This is a genomic window from Paenarthrobacter sp. AT5 (genome assembly GCF_032764245.1).
In the GTDB taxonomy this organism is placed as follows: domain Bacteria; phylum Actinomycetota; class Actinomycetes; order Actinomycetales; family Micrococcaceae; genus Arthrobacter; species Arthrobacter ureafaciens.
This window is the reverse complement of the sequence record NZ_CP136441.1, coordinates 876,380-892,287: the sequence shown is the minus strand read 5'-3', so window position 1 is coordinate 892,287 and position 15,908 is coordinate 876,380. Positions and strand designations below refer to the sequence as shown.

The following is a 15,908-nucleotide window of genomic DNA, read 5'->3' as shown; positions in this document are numbered from 1 at the left end:
GGCGAAGACCTCCTGTACACGCCAAGGGAAGAAGTAACGGGCTGATTCAGAAGTCGATGCTCTTGACCAAGGTAACGAACTGTTCCTTGACCTCCTTTTCGGCGGTCCCATTGGGGGAAATCAGGATCTCTGCGGTGAAGATGGCCATGCTCTGACCACGGGCGACCATGAGGGACATCACGCTGACCGGCGCATCGCTCCCGGGCCTGAGGGATTTCGGTCCGCCTGGTTCTGACCGGATGATGAGGACCGCTTGGTCACCAACGCCCTCGATGCTTTGGCCATCGGGAACCTGACGGGATAGCAGGGACGCCCCTCCCTGATGAAGTTCGATGGAGAATATCAGCGAATCCGGACCAGGTGTGCTCAGCGCACCAAAGAGGTACCGGCAGTTGCCCTCACCCGGGAACACCGCGGCCTGGGTTGTGGCACCGAACGCATTCCCCAAGGCATCGGCACCGACCAGGGCGCATACGGCGCTGGTCGTGGAAGTCTGCGGACCAACACTTGGCGCAGGCGGAACACGAAGTTCACTGCCATTGCCCCACCCGCCGTCGACAAGCGCCTGGGCAAGTGCGCGAGCCGTCGCCTCCCCGTCCGGAACCGGGAATTCCGGCGAGATGGGTGGCATGTCGACAATGCGCAGGTCCAGGGACTCGTTACCCCGCACTGCTTTGAGCACCGTGTTTGCCGATGCCCCTCCAGGCTCACCGCGAAACCAGCCGGTCCACTGCATGCAGGCGAAGTCACCGATTCCCGCCACAGTTGAGCAGTCAGGTGTCTGTTTCGCTTCCACGATCTCCGCCGCCGACGCAGGCGAGGTCAACGAGACGCTGAGTGTCCGGCCCTTGTTCGCTTTACTCATGTAGCTGCATAGATAAGCCGGGCTCCCGGCAGGTTTGCCACCCTGCCCCATTTGAGCCAGACCAGGATCGACTTTCACAGCGATGTCGGGTGTGATCAGGTCACAGGCCGGACTGCTCGACCCGGCCGGTGTGGTCGACAGCGACTGGGTCGGTGAGGAGAGCGTGCCCCCTTGCATGCATCCCCCAAGGACTAGTGCCACTGCCGCGGAAAGCATAGCCATCAACCGAAGTACGAGCTTCCTGTCAGCAACCATTGCTTCCCTCTCCTCGCAGAGCGGCTCCACGGCACATTGCGCGGCATCAAAAGTCGGCCCGCCCCGGCTGGGCAGGATTCGGAAAGCTTCCCACCATGGACCCTTCCGGGCCAGAGACCTTCGGCCCGGGCTGAACAGCTTCAGGATGAGGGCACTCTCAATTTGATACCTGTGGGAGCGTCAAGGGAGGACCCAAACCAACCCGTCGTGATCGCGACGCACCGCGTCATGAGATGCTTGTCCTGGTCATGGGGGCGTCGCATCTGGTTGAAAAATGTAGCGGTCGCGGTTGTTTCTAGTTTTGGAGTTGTCATGGGTCCGCTTATCGCCGATGTTGTCACGCCGCGCCTGGCGGCCGCGGAAATCGGCAATGACGTGGGCTTGCTGCTTGGAAAGCTGCACGCGGCCGGGTCAGCCCTGAATAAGCGCATCCTCAGCGACTTCAGGCTGCGGGAACGGTCCTTCTCCGTACTGACGCTGGCTTGCAGCGGCCTCGAAGCCACCCAGCGCGAAATTGCGGAGTTCCTGGACCTTGACCTCAACCAGGTGGCCGGGCTGGTGGACGACCTCGAACACAGGGGCCTTGTTGAGCGGGTCCCCGGCCAACGGAACAGGCGTTCCCGGGCCATCGTCTCCACGCAGGAAGGACGGCGCATCCACAACAAGATCCGCGCTGAACTGGATGTGTGCGAGCAGCAGCAATTAGCACGCCTGTGCGACGACGAGGTTGTCCACCTGAAGCAGCTTCTCCGGAAGGCACTCTGGGGCTGATCGACGACGCAGGCGGGCATTACGCCCTGCACGTCATGGTCATCTGCACAATCAAAGGACAAGCTGCTAGACATCTGTCCACAACATGGCGGATGCGGTTATGCAAGGATCAAGTTTCATATCCTGTCGAGCGCTTTGAGGCTGCCCCATGCGGCCTGGACTTCCCGGAATGGACCCATGAATCTGCCACTCTTCCACGACCCCCTGCAGGGCACCGTCACCGTCGACGCGCCTGTACATGATCCGCGACGCGACGTTCCCTTCCGAAGGGACGCCCAGGCCCGCACCAACCAGCCCCGCGGCAAGGCGGCGAAGCCGGGCCGCGTGGAGCACGGATCCGCACCGACGCGCACCGCCCGCCAGCTCAAGGTGGCGGAGGATCTCCAGGCACTGATGGCCAGGTCCGGCGCCAGGCACTGACTCCCTGCAACGTTCCGCCAGCGGGTCCCGGCACTGTGCTGCCGGAAGCACTAGCATCCAATCATGGGCATCCACATTGGCACTTCGGGCTGGAGCTACGACCATTGGAAGGACGTGCTCTACCCTCCCGGCCTGCCCACGGCGAAACGGCTGGACGCCTACGTTGCACGCTTCTCCACGGTTGAGCTGAACGCGAGCTTTTACCGCTGGCCCCGGGACGCTACCTTCGCGGGGTGGCGTGAGAGGCTTCCGCCCGGGTTCGCGATGTCCGTGAAAGCTCCCCGCGGGCTGACGCATGGCAAGAAGCTCTACGCCCGGAGGTGTGGCTTGAGCGCATCACGCGCTGCTGGCACGAGCTCGGCGACAAAAGGGCAGTCCTCCTGGCCCAGTTACCGCCCGATTTCGCCCGCGACGACGCCCGCCTGGACTATTTCCTGGCCGCCGTCCCCGAGTGGATCCGGGTTTCAGTGGAGTTCCGCCATGACAGCTGGGACCACCCGGACGTCTACGCCATCCTTGAGCGCCACCAAGCAGCCTACTGCGTCATGAGCGGCGCCAACTTGCCTTGCATCCTGCGCTCCACCGCGCCTTTTGTGTATGTCAGGCTCCACGGTCCGGACCAGGAGCACCTTTACGGCGGTTCCTACACGGAGGAGGACATGCGGTGGTGGGCGGACCGCATCCGAGAGTGGAGCGGTGACGGCAAGGATGTGTTCGCGTACTTCAACAACGACGGCGGCGGCAACGCCGTGCGGAACGCTGACACGTTGCGGGGGCTGCTGGGCGTCAACTGAGCAGCAACCCCGCAAGCACGTCAGCCCAGGCGTGCCCTGACGATCTCGCTGACGGTCCTGCCGTCGAACCGCCCAGCCACCTTGGCCGTCACGGGCTTCATAACCGCCCCGAGGGAACGCATGGAGAGTTCCTGCCCGCTGGCCTTGAGAGCGGCAATCTCCTCGTCAACAATCGCCTCGACTTCCTCACGGGTAAGCGGCTTCGGAAGGTAGGCCTCGATGATTTCCGCTTCTGCCTCTTCGGCCGCTGCACGTTCACTTTCGCCGGCTTCGGTGTAGATCCGGGCGGTGTCCCTGCGCTTGGCGGCTTCCTTCTGCAGCAATGAGGTCACCTGGGCTTCGTCGAGGTCCACCGGCGTCTTGCCGGATTTCTCGCGCGTCGTGATCTCGCCCAGGACATTGCGCACTGTGGTCAGGGCAGTCTTGTTGCCGGCTTTCATGTGCTCCACAACGTCTGCCTTGAGACGGTCTTTCAATGACATGCTGCTCCTCGCTCCGGGTTCAACCTCCAGCTTATTGCCCGGCGGGCGGCAACCCGGCGCCGGGTTGTTCTCCCACCGGCAACTTCTCCGGGGTGTCCGGGCGGGCGGGATCCTCGTCCTCCATGGCCCTGTCCACCGGCCCACTCACCACTACCTGCGCAGGGCTGTGCAGGATGTAGCCGTTGAGCCAGGAGAACAGCGCCCTGACCTTCTGCTGGATTCCGGACAACAGCGCCAAGTGCACCAGGAGCCAGGAAAGGAAGGCAAAGGTGCCCTGCAACTGATAACGCTTCCGCCCCAGCTCGGCCACCGCCGCGCCGCGGCCAACCATCGCCATGTAGCCCTTGTCCACGTAATGGAAAGGCTTGCGGGTACCACCGTTCAGGTCGGCAATGATGTTGTGGGCCGCCCACTTTCCCGCCTGCTGCGCAACTGAACCCAGTTGGGGAAGCTTGTTTCCGGCGTCGTCGGTGATGTTGGCGGCATCGCCGAGGACGTACACCCCGTCAACGTCCGGCGCGGTGAGGTCCGGCCGGACATCGATCCGCCCTCCCCTGCCTTGTGCCAGACCGGATCCGGAGATGAGGTCGCCGGCCTTCAGGCCACCGGCCCACACCACGATTTGCGCCGGAATGAACGTGCCGTCAGCAAGGGAAACCCCGTCGGCCCGGACTTCCGTGACTCCCACCCCCATGCGGAGTTGAACGCCGACCTTCCCAAGATGCTCGGCCGCGTAGGCTTGGGATTTCTTCGAGAAGGCATTCAGTACGCTCGGGACCATGTCCACCAAGTGCACGCGGCACCGTGACGCCAGCTCGGGCGAGAAATATTTGCGGACCACGTACTTGACGTTTTCGGCCATCGCTCCGGCAGTTTCAACACCGGTAGGACCACCACCCACAACCACCACGTCCACCATGCCGTCGTTGCGGTCCGCCTGGTCCAGGAGCCGCGTGAGGCCGGTGCCCAGCTTTGTGGCATCCGTGACGGAGTACAGCGGATAGGCGTGTTCCTCGGCACCTGGAGTATTGAAGAAGTTGGGTACCGCGCCCACTGCAAGCACCAAGATCTGCCCGCGGAGAGTCCGTCCGTCCGTGGTGGTAACCGTCTTCCGTGCCGTGTCCACTGAACTGACTTTCGCGGTCAGGACTTTGACGGATTTGTAGCGCCGGAACACGGACCGGAGCGGGCGGGCTATGGCCGAGACACCGATCTGGGAGGTGGCCACCTGGTAGAGCAACGGCTGGAATTGGTGGTAGTTGTTTGAGTCGATCAGCAGGACGCGAACGCCCTTTCGCCCGAGTTCCTTGGCTGCCGCAACACCTGCGAATCCGCCGCCGACCACAATGACCTGGTATGAGTCGTCCATCCCAGCAACTTACTTCACCCCGGCCGAAGGCAACAGGGCTTGACTGCGGCTCGAAGCACACGGCCACTCCGAAAGCAGCGCAGCACGCGGCAGCCCCGCCGTCGTGCGTTTATCTTCCAAAACCGTGGGTACCCGGTGTGTAGTGTTCTGCAGACAACTGGAAAAGGACAGCTGGATAATCAGCAAAACAACACTGACGGGGTGATTCCGGATGAACGACGACGGGCTGACAGATGCGGTGCAGGAAGCCGGTGCCGTAGAGCTGCTGTTGATCCGGCACGGGGAGAGTGAAGGCAACGTCGCAGCGACGGAGGCGCGGCTCGCCGGGGCAGAAGTCATTGAGGTTCCGGCACGGGACGCGGACGTGAACCTGTCCGATCTCGGGCAGGAGCAGGCAAAGGCGCTGGGAACGGCACTGGCAAGGATTCCGGAGGCTGACCGTCCCGACGCCGTCGTTTCGTCCCCCTACGCCCGGGCGAGGCAGACGGCGGAAATCGCCGTCCGGACGGCCGGCTGGCCTGTCAAAGTCCTGTCCGATGAACGCTTGCGGGACCGCGAACTGGGCATCCTGGACCGGCTGACCCGCTTGGGCGTCGAATCCCGGTACCCGGAGGAAGCCGAGCGGCGGCTCTGGCTGGGCAAACTGTATTACCGTCCGCCGGGCGGCGAATCCTGGGCGGACGTGGCACTGCGGCTGCGCTCCGTGCTGGATGAACTGAATACGCTTAACAGCGGCAAACGGGTGATGCTGGTGTGCCACGACGCGGTGATCATGCTGGTCCGGTACGTGCTTGAGGGTATGTCCGAGGAAGAAGTCCTGGACCTGGCCACCACAACCTCGATCCTCAACGCCTCCATCACCCGGTACCTGCGACCATCGGGCGCCGGGCCTTGGACATTGGACAGCTTCAACGTAGCGGACCACCTCACCGAGCAGGGAGTTTCCGTTACCGAGCACGCAGGAGACGCCAGTGTCCACCCCCGCTAACACCCCGACGCCGGTCACCCCGTCGCTGCTGCGGGACTGGTCCCTGCCCGCGCCCGGTGAAGACAAATACTCGCGGGGTGCCGTGCTGGTGGTTGGGGGTGGCCGTTCGACACCGGGCGCCGCCCTGCTCGCCGGCGCATCCGCGCTGCGGGCAGGTGCCGGGAAACTGACGTTGGCAGTGGCCGAATCGGTGTCCGTGCAGCTCGGCGTGGCGTTACCCGAATGTGGTGCCGTGGGCCTGCCCGAAGACTCCAAGGGCTCCATCACCGGAAAAGGCCTGGACCGTATTTCCTCGTACCTGGACCGGGCGGATGCCGTACTGATCGGACCCGGCCTTGATGACCAGGAGTTGAGCCGTGACTTGCTGTTCGCCCTTCTTGAACGCGAGGAAGACCGTGGAGGACAAGCCCCGACGCAAGGTCCCGCCGTCGTGCTCGACGCCTTCGCTTTGGGGGCGCTGCCGGAGCTGGAGGACCGGCTGGACCCATGGCGGGGCCGCATGATCCTCACCCCCAATCCCACGGAAGCCGGAATCCTGCTGGGCCGGGACGTGGAGGATCTCGAGGCCGATGTGGCGGCGGTGGCGCGAAAGTTCGACGCCGTCGTGAGTTGCCAGGGCTACATCGCAGGCGCACCCGGCACGTCGGAAACGGAATCCGCACTGTGGAAAATCACCACGGGTTACGGCGGGCTGGGAACATCCGGCAGCGGCGATGTCCTTGCCGGCGCCATTGCCGGGCTGCGTGCCCGGGGTACCAGCAGCACCCAGGCTGCCTGCTGGGGGACCCATTTGCACGCAGCTGCCGCGGACAGGCTGGCCAGCACCATGGGCCCGCTGGGATTCCTTGCCCGGGAACTTGCCGACCAGCTCCCGGCCTTGATGCTTGAGCTGAAAACCTAGGCAGGCCTGAGGAGTTCGTGCTCCATGACGGTCGAGCGGGACAGGGTTTTGTATCCTTCGTGCTCGAACAGCACGGTGATGACGTCGTCTTCGTGCCGCATGACAAGTCCTGGCCCCCATTCCTTGTGGATCACCGCGGACTGCAACGGGAACGGATCAGGCGAGGCGCCGGCGTCGGGCGTTTCCTTGCCGGTGGGCCGAACGTCGGGATGGTTGGCGGCTTCTGTACAGGCGTCGCAGTTTCCGCAGGCCTTTGCCAGTTCTTCCCCGAAGTAGCCCAGCAGGAACTGCCGGCGGCAGCTGTCGGTCTCCGCGTACGCGCGCATCATGGTGAGGCGGGAATGGTCCACGCGCTGGCGTGCTTCGGCCAGCTCGACGGCGTGGGCCACCAGGGACCGCAGCTTCGCTTTGGAGGCAAGCCGGACGCCGCGCTTGCCCACCTTCACCGCGTCGGCTTCCTCCAGCTGGTTCACCAAGGCAGTAACGCGCCTCGGCGGGAACCCGGTCAGCTCGGCCAGGACCTTCTTGGTTGCCGGCGCCCCCGCGTTCTTCAGGACCTTCAGCACGGCGAGGAGGGACTCCTGGTCCGGAGCATGGGTGCCGAAGAACTTGCGCAGGCCGAGGTCCTCGGACCGGTAGTGCAGCACTGCCCTCGCATTGTCCCCGTCCCTGCCGCCCCGGCCAATCTCCTGGTAGTAGGCATCGAGGGACTCGGGGATATCGGCGTGCACCACAAACCTGACGTTGGGCTTGTCGATGCCCATGCCAAACGCCGTCGTGGCAACCACTACATCGAGGTCATCGGCCAGGAACTGTTCGTGGATGAGTTCGCGCTCGGATGCGGAACGGCCTGCGTGGTAGGCCTCGGCACGGATTCCCTGCGCCACCAGCTTGGCTGCGTACTTCTCCGTGTCCTTGCGGGTGGCCGCGTACACCAAGCCCTTCTGTCCCGACGTCGTCAACGACGCAACCTGGGACAGCACGGCCTTCCGCTTGGCCTTGTCCTCGTGGTGGCGGACTACTTCCAGGCTGATGTTGAGACGGTCGAAGCCCCGGACCAGGATCAGTGGATCCTGCATGCCCAGGCGCTCAACAATTTCGTCCCGCACGGGCGGGGAAGCCGTTGCGGTCAGGGCCGCGACGGGCGGGTTCCCCAGGCTTTCACGGACGTTGCCGAGGTTGAGGTAGTCGGGCCGGAAGTCGTGTCCCCAGGATGAAACGCAATGGGCCTCGTCCACTACCAGCAGGGTGGGGTCCAGCCGCGCGATCCGCTCCACCGTCTCCTGCTTGGCCAACTGCTCAGGAGCCAGGAAAAGATAGACCGCCTTCCCGGACTCCACCGCGTCCCATGCAGCTTCCACGTCCGTGTCGCTGTGGGCCGAGTTGACCGCGACGGCGGCGCCCTCGCCCAGGTGCCTGTTGAGGCCCTCCAACTGGTCTTCCTGCAAGGCGATCAACGGGGAAACCACGACGGCGGGTCCCCCGGTTCGGCCGTGCAGTTTCTGTTGCTGCTGGTGCAGGTACAAGGCGGCGACCTGGTATGTGGCGGACTTGCCATATCCGGTGGGCATCACGGCAAGGACGTCGCGTCCTTCGGCGAGCGCGCTCATGGCGGCCAGTTGCCCATCCCTGAGTGCATCCAGCGAGAAGGATGCGGCCGCGAGCGCGGCCAGGGCTGATTCGTCCGACATGGTGTAAAGCTCCGCACCCTAGTACCTGCGGCCGCGTTGCTTGAGCCGGGGGGAATCCAGCCTAGCGCGACCATGTCCACAACACTCAATCAGTGCTTGCGGACCGAATAATAAGCATGCTTAGCTTATCCTGTTGCGCGCGACGCCGCCGTTAACGCGCACATTGGCACCATGGCTACGGGGTTGCGAACGGGGAGGATCGTCATGCCGCTATCAGATCAGGAGCGCAAGGTCTTGCAGGAGCTGGAGCGCGAGCTCTTCATCCAGGATCCCGCGCTGGCCAAACAACTTGAAACGGGCATCCCGTCCGAGCCCGCACCTGCCCCCAAGGCCCTGAACGTCATCGCGGCAGCACTCGGCTTGGCGCTCATCCTACTGGGGATCCCCATCCACCCATCGCCGCTCGGACTGCTCGGCTTCACGCTGATGGTGACGGCAATCGTCAGCCAGTGGATGGAACATCGCAGGTGGGCGGAAAGGCGGCGCACGGAACAGCGCAGGGCAAGAAGCCGCCGGCACGCCTGACCGCCCCGGGGCGAGCGTCCGTATCCCGCACTTGCGACCACACCCGACCTTGCATAGGCTGAAAATCATAAGCCTACTTAGTAATTCGTTGCAGGCTTGTCCGTGTTCCACGCAATACCAGGAGGACCGACCATGACTGATCAGTACACGTTCCGAAACCCGGTCACAGCATACGAGCACATTTCACCGCCCAAGCAGCACCAGCCGGAACCGGGACTGGATGCGGAACTCACCCCCAAGGCCGATCTCGGCGAAGACACCTACCGCGGTACCGGACGCTTGGAGGGCCGCAAGGCAATTGTCACGGGAGCCGATTCCGGCATCGGGGCGGCAACGGCCATCGCCTTCGCCCGGGAGGGTGCCGACGTCGTTCTTTCCTACCTGCCGGAAGAAGAGGAAGATGCCTCGCGCATCGCCGGCATCATCGAGGCAGCCGGCCGCAAGGCTGTGAAGGTGCCGGGCGACCTCAAGGATTCGGCAACCTGCCGCGACGTGGTGGACGCAGCAGTGTCCGCCTTGGGCGGGATCGACATCCTGGTCAACAACGCGGGCAAGCAAGTGGCGCAGGAAGAACTCGGGCAAATCAGTGATGAGCAGTTCGACCACACCATCAAGACCAACGTCTACGCAATGTTCTGGCTGACCAAGGCAGCCCTCCCCCACCTGCCCGCGGGATCCACGATCATCAACACCACGTCCATTCAGGCCTACAACCCATCACCCACCCTGGTGGACTACGCCACGACGAAGGCCAGCATCAACAACTTCACCAAGGGCCTCGCCCAGCAGCTGGCTCCCCAAGGCATCCGCGTCAACGCCGTGGCGCCGGGACCCATCTGGACTCCGCTGCAGGTCAGCAGCGGCCAGCCCAAGGAAGCCCTGCCCGAGTTCGGGAAGGACACTCCCCTGGGCCGTGCCGGCCAGCCGGCTGAACTCGCACCGGCCTACGTCTTCCTCGCCTCGCCCGAATCCAGCTACGTCGTCGGCGAGACCCTGAATGTCAACGGCGGCAGCCCCACGCCATAACCTGCCCCGCTGCGTGGGCCACAGCGGACCACGACGACGGCGACGCTCCCACGGCGGGGACGTCGCCGTCGGTTTTTGTTGACGCAGTTATGGCGCCGGGAGGAACCCGACGGGTAGCTTTGGGTTTGTTCCCCGACTCGTCGCGGCGGAGGTGCTGCCGATGCAAGGCCTGAGCATGTCACTGCTGGTGATCGCTTCCCTTGCAGTCCTGGCGCCCTTGTTGGTCCGAGCGTTGGACCGTGTCATCAAAGTCCCCCTGGTGGTCTTCGAGATTCTGTTGGGCATGCTGCTGGGCCCGGCCGTCCTGGGATGGGTCCAATCGGTGGAATTCACTGACACCTTGGCGGATTTCGGACTGGCCATGCTGTTTTTCGTGGCCGGCACGGAGATCGACTTCAGCCTCATCCGCGGCCGGCCTGCCGCACGGGCAGGCATCGGCTGGGTCATCTCCCTGACGGCCGGAATCGGCGCGGGCCTCATCCTCGGACCCGGTTTGGAGGCGGCAGTCATCATCGGCGTCGCGCTCTGCTCCACGGCGCTGGGCACGCTGCTGCCCATCCTCCGCGACGCGGGCGAGTCCCGGACTCCCCTGGGCATCGCGGTGACTGCCCTTGGTGCCGTGGGGGAATTCGGTCCCCTCGTGGCCATCTCCTTGTTCTTCAGCGGCAAGCAGTTGGGTCCGGCCACGGCAGTACTCCTGGGCTTTATTGTCCTGACCGGCCTTGCAGTCTTCCTCGCCTCCCGTTCCCGCCACAAATTCCTGCACGCGCAGGTCACCAGGACCCTTCACACCAGCAGCCAATTCGCGGTGCGCTCCATCATGTTCATCCTCACCGTCCTGGTGGTGCTGAGCATGACCCTGGGCCTGGACATGCTGCTGGGTGCCTTTGCTGCCGGGATCCTGTGGAAGGTGGTCATCGCGCGGGCACCCGAACAGGATCGCAGCGTCATCGAGGCCAAAGTGGACGCCATTGCGTTTGGCTTCTTGGTCCCGATTTTCTTCATCGACACCGGAATTGACTTCGATCTCGGCGCACTGACCGCAGACCCCATGACCCTGGCGCTGGTGCCGGTGTTCCTCATCCTGTTGCTGGTGGTCCGGGGCCTGCCCTCGATGCTTGCCGCACCACGGCATTCCACTTTTGCCGGTAAACGCGCCGTTGCCCTGTTCGGCGCAACAGGCCTGCCGATCATCGTTGCGGTGACGGGGATCGGGCAGGACACCCACCTGATCTCCAACGGGATCGCTTCCGCGCTGGTCGGCGCCGGGATGCTCTCAGTGCTGCTCTTCCCGATGCTCGCGTTGCGGCAACGCACACCTGGCGCACCAGTTTCCGCCCCGCGCTCCCAAAAGCACTGGGGCGAACGGCGTTAGCGGTTGCGACGAAGCCCCGGACACGCGGACGTGTGCTGTTCAGTTCCCGGCTGCGAACGAGGCAACGAGGAGTCCCAGCGGCAGTGGCGCCTCGCCGTCGGGCAGTGCCTCAACCAACAACCTTGCATACCGGACCTTGTTGCCACTGCGGCCGCCGAAGAATCTCCGCAGTTGGTCCGTCACCGGGCGGTCCCGGAGCGACGGTTGACGCTGCAGGAGCCGGAACGATGCCAGTTCGCCCTGTTCTTCAATGACATTCAGGACGTTCTCCGTTCCAAGGGCACGGATGAGTTCGTCTTCCAGGTCCTCGTGGCAGACGTGGAACCCAAGTTCGGCCAACGTTCCGGGACCGATGCCCGCACGGCTCAGCGCCCGGGCAATTCCGGGCGATTCGCCAGCATCGCACAAGCCCAGGAGCCTATGGTCTGCGCCGCTGGGCCCATAACGGTCCAGAAAGTGGATGATGCTGGTGGCGCCGCCCATGGGTACCACCGTGACGCCCTCTGCCGCCAGGTCATGGCCAAGCTTGGCGGCCAGCGTCTCCACGGCCACCTTGTCGCTTTCACCTTCCACCAGCACAGTGGTCTGCATAGAGCCAGTATGCATGCCGCGGCAACGGCCCGGCACGCCGTGATGACGCCGGCCCGCGAATACGGAAAACCCCTCATTCCGGTGGTGGTCCGCCGGAAAGAGGGGTTAGTGGAGCCCCCTGCCGGATTCGAACCGGCGACCCCCTGTTTACAAGACAGGTGCTCTGGCCAACTGAGCTAAGGAGGCGCGATGAACGATGCCAGCCTGTGCTGGACACTCGCTAAAGAACGCTAGACAAGGTTAGCCCAGACCGTCCCCCACAAGGAAATTCAGCGCAGGACAGCCCCGCCCGGAGACAACAACGGCCGGTCGCCTCCCGGAAGAGGCAACCGGCCGCCGTCGTACGTGGCTGAGAATCAGCCCTTGGCGCTGATGGCCGCCTGGATCTCTGCGTTAAGGTCGGTGGACCCGTCCCACTGCTTGCCGTCGACAAAGACAGTAGGCGTGCCGGTGATACCGATCGCGGCAGCTTCCTGCGTGGCGACCTTCACGTACGGGCGGAACTCCTTGTTATCCACGCAGGAGTCGATATTGGCGGCTCCGACTTCAGTGGCCATGGCCTTGAGGTCCTTGTCGGAAATGCCTGCACCGCCTTCGGACGGCTGGCGCTCGAACAGGAGGTTGAAGAAGTCGGCGTACTTCTCCGGCGAGGTGTTCACGACGCAGGCGGCAGCGTTCGCGGCGCGTGAGGAGTAGTTGGTGGTGGACTGCTGGTCCAGGAAACCAAGCGGCCGGTACTCGAGGGAGATCTTGCCTTCGTTGCGCAGGTTGGTCAGCGATTCACCGTAAGTGGTTTCGAAGCGCTTGCAGACCGGGCAGATGAAGTCGATGTAGGCAACAACCTTGACCGGCTTGCCGGCTTCGGCCTCGGCGCCTGGAGCGGCCACGGTAGCCGGCTTGGTGGTCAGCGGAGCCGGGACATCGGCCACGTTCACCGTTGCGGGCTCCGACTTGACTACTTCGTTGTTGGCCAGCAGCGTCACGCCGCCGTGGACGTTGCCGTTGGCCGGGGTGGGGCCGCTGTCCGCGATGGGGGCGCTGTTCTGGATGTTCTGGACCACCACGAGTGCGATGATCACGAGGATCGCCACGACGGCAACCACGATGCCCCAGCCAATCAGGAGCTTGTTGCGCTTCTCCTTCTTAAGCTGTTCTTCGCGGATCTTGCGCGCTTGTTCGCGGGCCTGGGCTGTGCGCTCGGCCTTGGACAGGCGTGGTTCGTTTGCGGGACTCATCAATTCCTCGTGGTTACTCGATGTCGAAGTGGCAACGGGGCCAGTTTACGGGAGCAAACCTGAAGGTTTGCCGCACACGCAACCGCCCGGTGGTTGAACGATCAACCGCCCCTGAAGATTCCGCCGGTAGGCTGGGAAGCGAGTCACAGCAACCCCAGGGGGCAGTAATGCAGGATTTGGCAAGCGAAAAACTCACGACGGAACAGGGCGTTAGGGCCTCACCCACGCAGAAGCCCACGGCGAGCACGTTCGATTTCATGGTGGTGTCCAACCGCCTGCCCGTGGACCGTTACAGCAACGACGGCGATACTAACGGCGGTGACGGCTGGCGCCGGTCCCCCGGCGGCCTCGTGACCGCACTGGCGCCCATGATGACGAAGTCCGACGGCGCATGGGTCGGGTGGCACGGCGCCCCGGACGAGACAGTGCGTCCTTTCAGCCACGAAGGCATGGACCTCGTCCCGGTCCAGTTGAGCAGCCACGAAGTGGAGCTCTACTACGAGGGATTCTCCAATGCCACCATCTGGCCGCTTTACCACGACGTCATCGCGCCGCCGGAATTCCACCGGACATGGTGGGACTCCTACCGCCAGGTGAACAAGAAGTTTGCCGACGCCGTCATCCGCCATGCCGCGGACGGGGCCACGGTGTGGGTGCAGGATTACCAGCTGCAGCTTGTCCCCAGGCTGCTCCGGGAAGCCCGCCCGGACTTAAAGATCGGCTTCTTCAACCACATTCCTTTCCCGCCGCCGGAAATCTTCGCGCAGTTGCCGTGGCGGCGCGAGATCATTGACGGCCTGCTCGGCGCCGACCTCCTCGGCTTCCAGCGCCCCAGCGACGCCGGCAACTTCATGCGGTCAGCCCGCCGCTTCCTGGGCGCAAGCGTCAAGCAGCAGCAGGTCCACGTCAAGGGACAGGACGGACAGGTCACGCACATTGCCCGCGCCCAGGCGTTCCCCATCTCGATCGACGTGGACCAGATCCGCCAGCTCGCCACGCGGCCGGATATCATCGAACGGGCCCGGCAGATCCGCAAGGACCTCGGCGATCCCAAGACCATCCTGCTGGGCGTGGACAGGCTCGACTACACCAAGGGCATCGGGCACAGGCTGAAGGCCTTCGAGGAACTCCTGGCCGACGGGCACATCAAGGTTGAAGACGCCACCCTGATCCAGGTGGCAAGCCCCAGCCGGGAACGCGTGGAGCAGTACCGCCTCCTGCGGGAAGAAATCGAAGGCACGGTGGGCCGGATCAACGGCACCTACGACACCATCCAGAACACGGCCGTCCGCTACCTGCACCACAGCTACCCCGTGGAAGAGATGGTGGCCCTCTACCTGGCGGCCGACGTCATGCTGGTCACGGCCTTGAGGGATGGCATGAACCTGGTGGCCAAGGAGTACGTCACGGCCCGCTCCGAGGATGACGGAGCCTTGGTCCTCAGCGAGTTCGCCGGCGCTGCCGACCAGCTGAAGCAGGCCTTGCTGGTCAATCCGCACGACATCGACGGGCTGAAGTCATCGATCCTGCGGGCCATCAAACTGGACCCCAAGGAAGCCCGCCGCCGCATGAAGCTGATGCGCAAGCAGATCCTTGACCACGACGTCGACCACTGGTCCGCGGACTTCCTGGCTGCGCTCAAGGAAAAGGTGGTGCGCGATGACAGCTGAGCAGACCCCCCTCTCCCTGGCGCCGGAGCTGCTCGACGCGGTCCGCCGCATCGCCGATACGGAACACCTGCTGGTTGCCCTCGACTTCGACGGCACGCTTGCCCCGATCGTCGATCATGCGTCGGACGCCCGCCCGCTTCCCCGGTCGGCTGCGGCTTTGGAGCAACTCTCTGGGCTTCCGCGCACGACGACGGCACTCATCTCGGGACGCGCCCTGGACAGCCTGCGCGCGGTCGCCTCCCCGCCGGAAACGACGCTTCTGATCGGAAGCCACGGGGCGGAAGTCTGGATGGGAGAAGGATCCCTCGGACTGGAACTGGATGACGAGCAGCGGCAACGCCTGGCTTCGGTGCGCGAGGTGCTCGCCGGCATCGTCAACGTCGCTCCCGGCACGTTGCTGGAAGACAAGCCGGCAGGCGTGGTGCTCCACACCCGGCTGGCGGACGACGACGTGGCCGAGGACGCCGTCCAGGCCGCCCGCCTGGAATTGCAGGACCGTCCGGGGGTGTACTTGAAATCCGGCAAACGGGTGCTGGAAACCTCGGTGATCCAAGCGTCCAAGGGCGAGGCCGTGGAGTTCCTCCGCCAGGCCACCGGAGCCACCGCGGTCCTGTTTGCCGGTGACGACGTCACGGACGAGGACGCGCTGGGCAGGCTCCTGCCCGGGGACGTCGGCATCAAGGTGGGCTTGGATTTCACGCAGGCAGCGTACCGGGTGGAAGCTCCGGTACATGTGGCCGAACTCCTGGAAGCGCTGCTCCGGGAACGACGCCGCGCCGTTGGCTCCGCATGAATCGCGAACAGAATTTCATGTGACCTTCGTAACAGTTCGACAGTTCGTCAAAAAGTCTGACATACTCTCGTATGTGACGTGACGCACAGCATCGTGCGGCGCCACGGGCGACTCCTCGGCTCCGGCCGGGGAGTTTCAACTGAAAAACAAGAACCAT

General features: G+C 64.3%; 15 protein-coding genes, 1 tRNA gene and 1 pseudogene. 10 read left to right on the top strand and 7 right to left on the bottom strand.

Annotated features, from left to right (window positions below):
- Positions 1–46: 46 nt before the first annotated feature.
- On the bottom strand, positions 47–865 hold the full coding sequence (locus RI444_RS04200) for a hypothetical protein (RefSeq protein ID WP_242703143.1): 819 nt from the start codon (positions 863–865) through the stop codon (positions 47–49).
- Positions 866–1,432: 567 nt separating this feature from the next.
- Here RI444_RS04200 and RI444_RS04195 point away from each other — a divergent pair.
- The 3 genes and pseudogenes from RI444_RS04195 to RI444_RS04185 all read left to right on the top strand — a co-directional run bounded on the left by RI444_RS04195 (position 1,433) and on the right by RI444_RS04185 (position 3,105).
- Positions 1,433–1,891, top strand: coding sequence for a MarR family winged helix-turn-helix transcriptional regulator (locus RI444_RS04195; protein ID WP_021473746.1), 459 nt, complete (start codon positions 1,433–1,435; stop codon positions 1,889–1,891).
- Positions 1,892–2,068: 177 nt separating this feature from the next.
- Positions 2,069–2,311, top strand: a complete 243-nt coding sequence (locus tag RI444_RS04190) for a hypothetical protein (protein ID WP_021473747.1) — start codon at positions 2,069–2,071, stop codon at positions 2,309–2,311.
- A gap of 63 nt (positions 2,312–2,374) precedes the next feature.
- Positions 2,375–3,105, top strand: a pseudogene (locus tag RI444_RS04185) (DUF72 domain-containing protein).
- Positions 3,106–3,125: 20 nt separating this feature from the next.
- Here RI444_RS04185 and RI444_RS04180 read toward each other — a convergent pair.
- Together RI444_RS04180 and RI444_RS04175 are read right to left on the bottom strand one after the other, a co-directional pair.
- The gene (locus RI444_RS04180; protein ID WP_207605081.1) at positions 3,126–3,587 is read right to left on the bottom strand and encodes a GatB/YqeY domain-containing protein; all 462 of its coding nucleotides are present in this window, start codon (positions 3,585–3,587) and stop codon (positions 3,126–3,128) included.
- Between the two features lie 31 nt (positions 3,588–3,618).
- The gene (locus RI444_RS04175) at positions 3,619–4,956 is read right to left on the bottom strand and encodes an NAD(P)/FAD-dependent oxidoreductase (RefSeq protein ID WP_207605082.1); all 1,338 of its coding nucleotides are present in this window, start codon (positions 4,954–4,956) and stop codon (positions 3,619–3,621) included.
- A gap of 211 nt (positions 4,957–5,167) precedes the next feature.
- Between RI444_RS04175 and RI444_RS04170 the strand changes: the two genes are divergently transcribed.
- Both RI444_RS04170 and RI444_RS04165 read left to right on the top strand, forming a co-directional pair.
- Entirely contained in the window at positions 5,168–5,944 is a 777-nt protein-coding gene (locus tag RI444_RS04170; protein WP_207605083.1) for a histidine phosphatase family protein, read from the top strand.
- Positions 5,928–6,845: an NAD(P)H-hydrate dehydratase gene (locus tag RI444_RS04165; RefSeq protein ID WP_207605084.1), complete on the top strand. Its 918-nt coding sequence runs from the start codon at positions 5,928–5,930 to the stop codon at positions 6,843–6,845. The genes RI444_RS04170 and RI444_RS04165 overlap by 17 nt, the downstream gene beginning before the upstream one ends.
- Here RI444_RS04165 and RI444_RS04160 read toward each other — a convergent pair.
- Positions 6,842–8,536 carry a RecQ family ATP-dependent DNA helicase gene (locus RI444_RS04160; RefSeq protein WP_207605085.1) on the bottom strand — a complete coding sequence of 565 codons (1,695 nt, stop codon included), beginning with the start codon at positions 8,534–8,536 and terminating at the stop codon, positions 6,842–6,844. The two genes, RI444_RS04165 and RI444_RS04160, sit on opposite strands and share 4 nt — an antisense overlap.
- 204 nt (positions 8,537–8,740) lie before the next feature.
- Here RI444_RS04160 and RI444_RS04155 point away from each other — a divergent pair, with 204 nt between their 5' ends.
- The 3 genes from RI444_RS04155 to RI444_RS04145 all read left to right on the top strand — a co-directional run bounded on the left by RI444_RS04155 (position 8,741) and on the right by RI444_RS04145 (position 11,462).
- On the top strand, positions 8,741–9,061 hold the full coding sequence (locus RI444_RS04155) for a DUF3040 domain-containing protein (RefSeq protein ID WP_207605086.1): 321 nt from the start codon (positions 8,741–8,743) through the stop codon (positions 9,059–9,061).
- Positions 9,062–9,193: 132 nt separating this feature from the next.
- The gene (locus RI444_RS04150) at positions 9,194–10,087 is read left to right on the top strand and encodes a glucose 1-dehydrogenase (RefSeq protein WP_021473755.1); all 894 of its coding nucleotides are present in this window, start codon (positions 9,194–9,196) and stop codon (positions 10,085–10,087) included.
- A 175-nt stretch (positions 10,088–10,262) separates the two neighbouring features.
- Positions 10,263–11,462, top strand: coding sequence for a cation:proton antiporter (locus RI444_RS04145; protein ID WP_242703144.1), 1,200 nt, complete (start codon positions 10,263–10,265; stop codon positions 11,460–11,462).
- A gap of 39 nt (positions 11,463–11,501) precedes the next feature.
- On the opposite strand, the gene RI444_RS04140 is transcribed toward RI444_RS04145, so the two are convergent.
- The 3 genes from RI444_RS04140 to RI444_RS04130 all read right to left on the bottom strand — a co-directional run bounded on the left by RI444_RS04140 (position 11,502) and on the right by RI444_RS04130 (position 13,288).
- Positions 11,502–12,053 carry a TOPRIM nucleotidyl transferase/hydrolase domain-containing protein gene (locus RI444_RS04140; protein ID WP_021473757.1) on the bottom strand — a complete coding sequence of 184 codons (552 nt, stop codon included), beginning with the start codon at positions 12,051–12,053 and terminating at the stop codon, positions 11,502–11,504.
- A 109-nt stretch (positions 12,054–12,162) separates the two neighbouring features.
- Positions 12,163–12,239, bottom strand: a tRNA-Thr gene (locus tag RI444_RS04135).
- A 170-nt stretch (positions 12,240–12,409) separates the two neighbouring features.
- Complete coding sequence (locus RI444_RS04130; RefSeq protein WP_021473758.1) at positions 12,410–13,288, bottom strand: DsbA family protein; 879 nt, start codon at positions 13,286–13,288, stop codon at positions 12,410–12,412.
- Between the two features lie 167 nt (positions 13,289–13,455).
- On the opposite strand from RI444_RS04130, the gene RI444_RS04125 reads away from it, so the two are divergent.
- Together RI444_RS04125 and otsB are read left to right on the top strand one after the other, a co-directional pair.
- On the top strand, positions 13,456–14,958 hold the full coding sequence (locus RI444_RS04125) for a trehalose-6-phosphate synthase (protein WP_021473759.1): 1,503 nt from the start codon (positions 13,456–13,458) through the stop codon (positions 14,956–14,958).
- Positions 14,948–15,751, top strand: coding sequence for a trehalose-phosphatase (gene otsB / locus RI444_RS04120; RefSeq protein WP_069696683.1), 804 nt, complete (start codon positions 14,948–14,950; stop codon positions 15,749–15,751). The genes RI444_RS04125 and otsB overlap by 11 nt, the downstream gene beginning before the upstream one ends.
- Positions 15,752–15,908 lie beyond the last annotated feature (157 nt).

Excerpts from the sequence above, each read along its gene's own strand:
- RI444_RS04200 (WP_242703143.1), bottom strand. The coding sequence starts at position 865 with ATGAGTAAAGCGAACAAGGGCCGGACACTCAGCGTCTCGTTGACCTCG.
- RI444_RS04195 (WP_021473746.1), top strand. The coding sequence starts at position 1,433 with ATGGGTCCGCTTATCGCCGATGTTGTCACGCCGCGCCTGGCGGCCGCG.
- RI444_RS04190 (WP_021473747.1), top strand. The coding sequence starts at position 2,069 with ATGAATCTGCCACTCTTCCACGACCCCCTGCAGGGCACCGTCACCGTC.
- RI444_RS04180 (WP_207605081.1), bottom strand. The coding sequence starts at position 3,587 with ATGTCATTGAAAGACCGTCTCAAGGCAGACGTTGTGGAGCACATGAAA.
- RI444_RS04175 (WP_207605082.1), bottom strand. The coding sequence starts at position 4,956 with ATGGACGACTCATACCAGGTCATTGTGGTCGGCGGCGGATTCGCAGGT.
- RI444_RS04170 (WP_207605083.1), top strand. The coding sequence starts at position 5,168 with ATGAACGACGACGGGCTGACAGATGCGGTGCAGGAAGCCGGTGCCGTA.
- RI444_RS04160 (WP_207605085.1), bottom strand. The coding sequence starts at position 8,536 with ATGTCGGACGAATCAGCCCTGGCCGCGCTCGCGGCCGCATCCTTCTCG.
- RI444_RS04155 (WP_207605086.1), top strand. The coding sequence starts at position 8,741 with ATGCCGCTATCAGATCAGGAGCGCAAGGTCTTGCAGGAGCTGGAGCGC.
- RI444_RS04150 (WP_021473755.1), top strand. The coding sequence starts at position 9,194 with ATGACTGATCAGTACACGTTCCGAAACCCGGTCACAGCATACGAGCAC.
- RI444_RS04145 (WP_242703144.1), top strand. The coding sequence starts at position 10,263 with ATGTCACTGCTGGTGATCGCTTCCCTTGCAGTCCTGGCGCCCTTGTTG.
- RI444_RS04140 (WP_021473757.1), bottom strand. The coding sequence starts at position 12,053 with ATGCAGACCACTGTGCTGGTGGAAGGTGAAAGCGACAAGGTGGCCGTG.
- RI444_RS04130 (WP_021473758.1), bottom strand. The coding sequence starts at position 13,288 with ATGAGTCCCGCAAACGAACCACGCCTGTCCAAGGCCGAGCGCACAGCC.
- RI444_RS04125 (WP_021473759.1), top strand. The coding sequence starts at position 13,456 with ATGCAGGATTTGGCAAGCGAAAAACTCACGACGGAACAGGGCGTTAGG.
- otsB (WP_069696683.1), top strand. The coding sequence starts at position 14,948 with ATGACAGCTGAGCAGACCCCCCTCTCCCTGGCGCCGGAGCTGCTCGAC.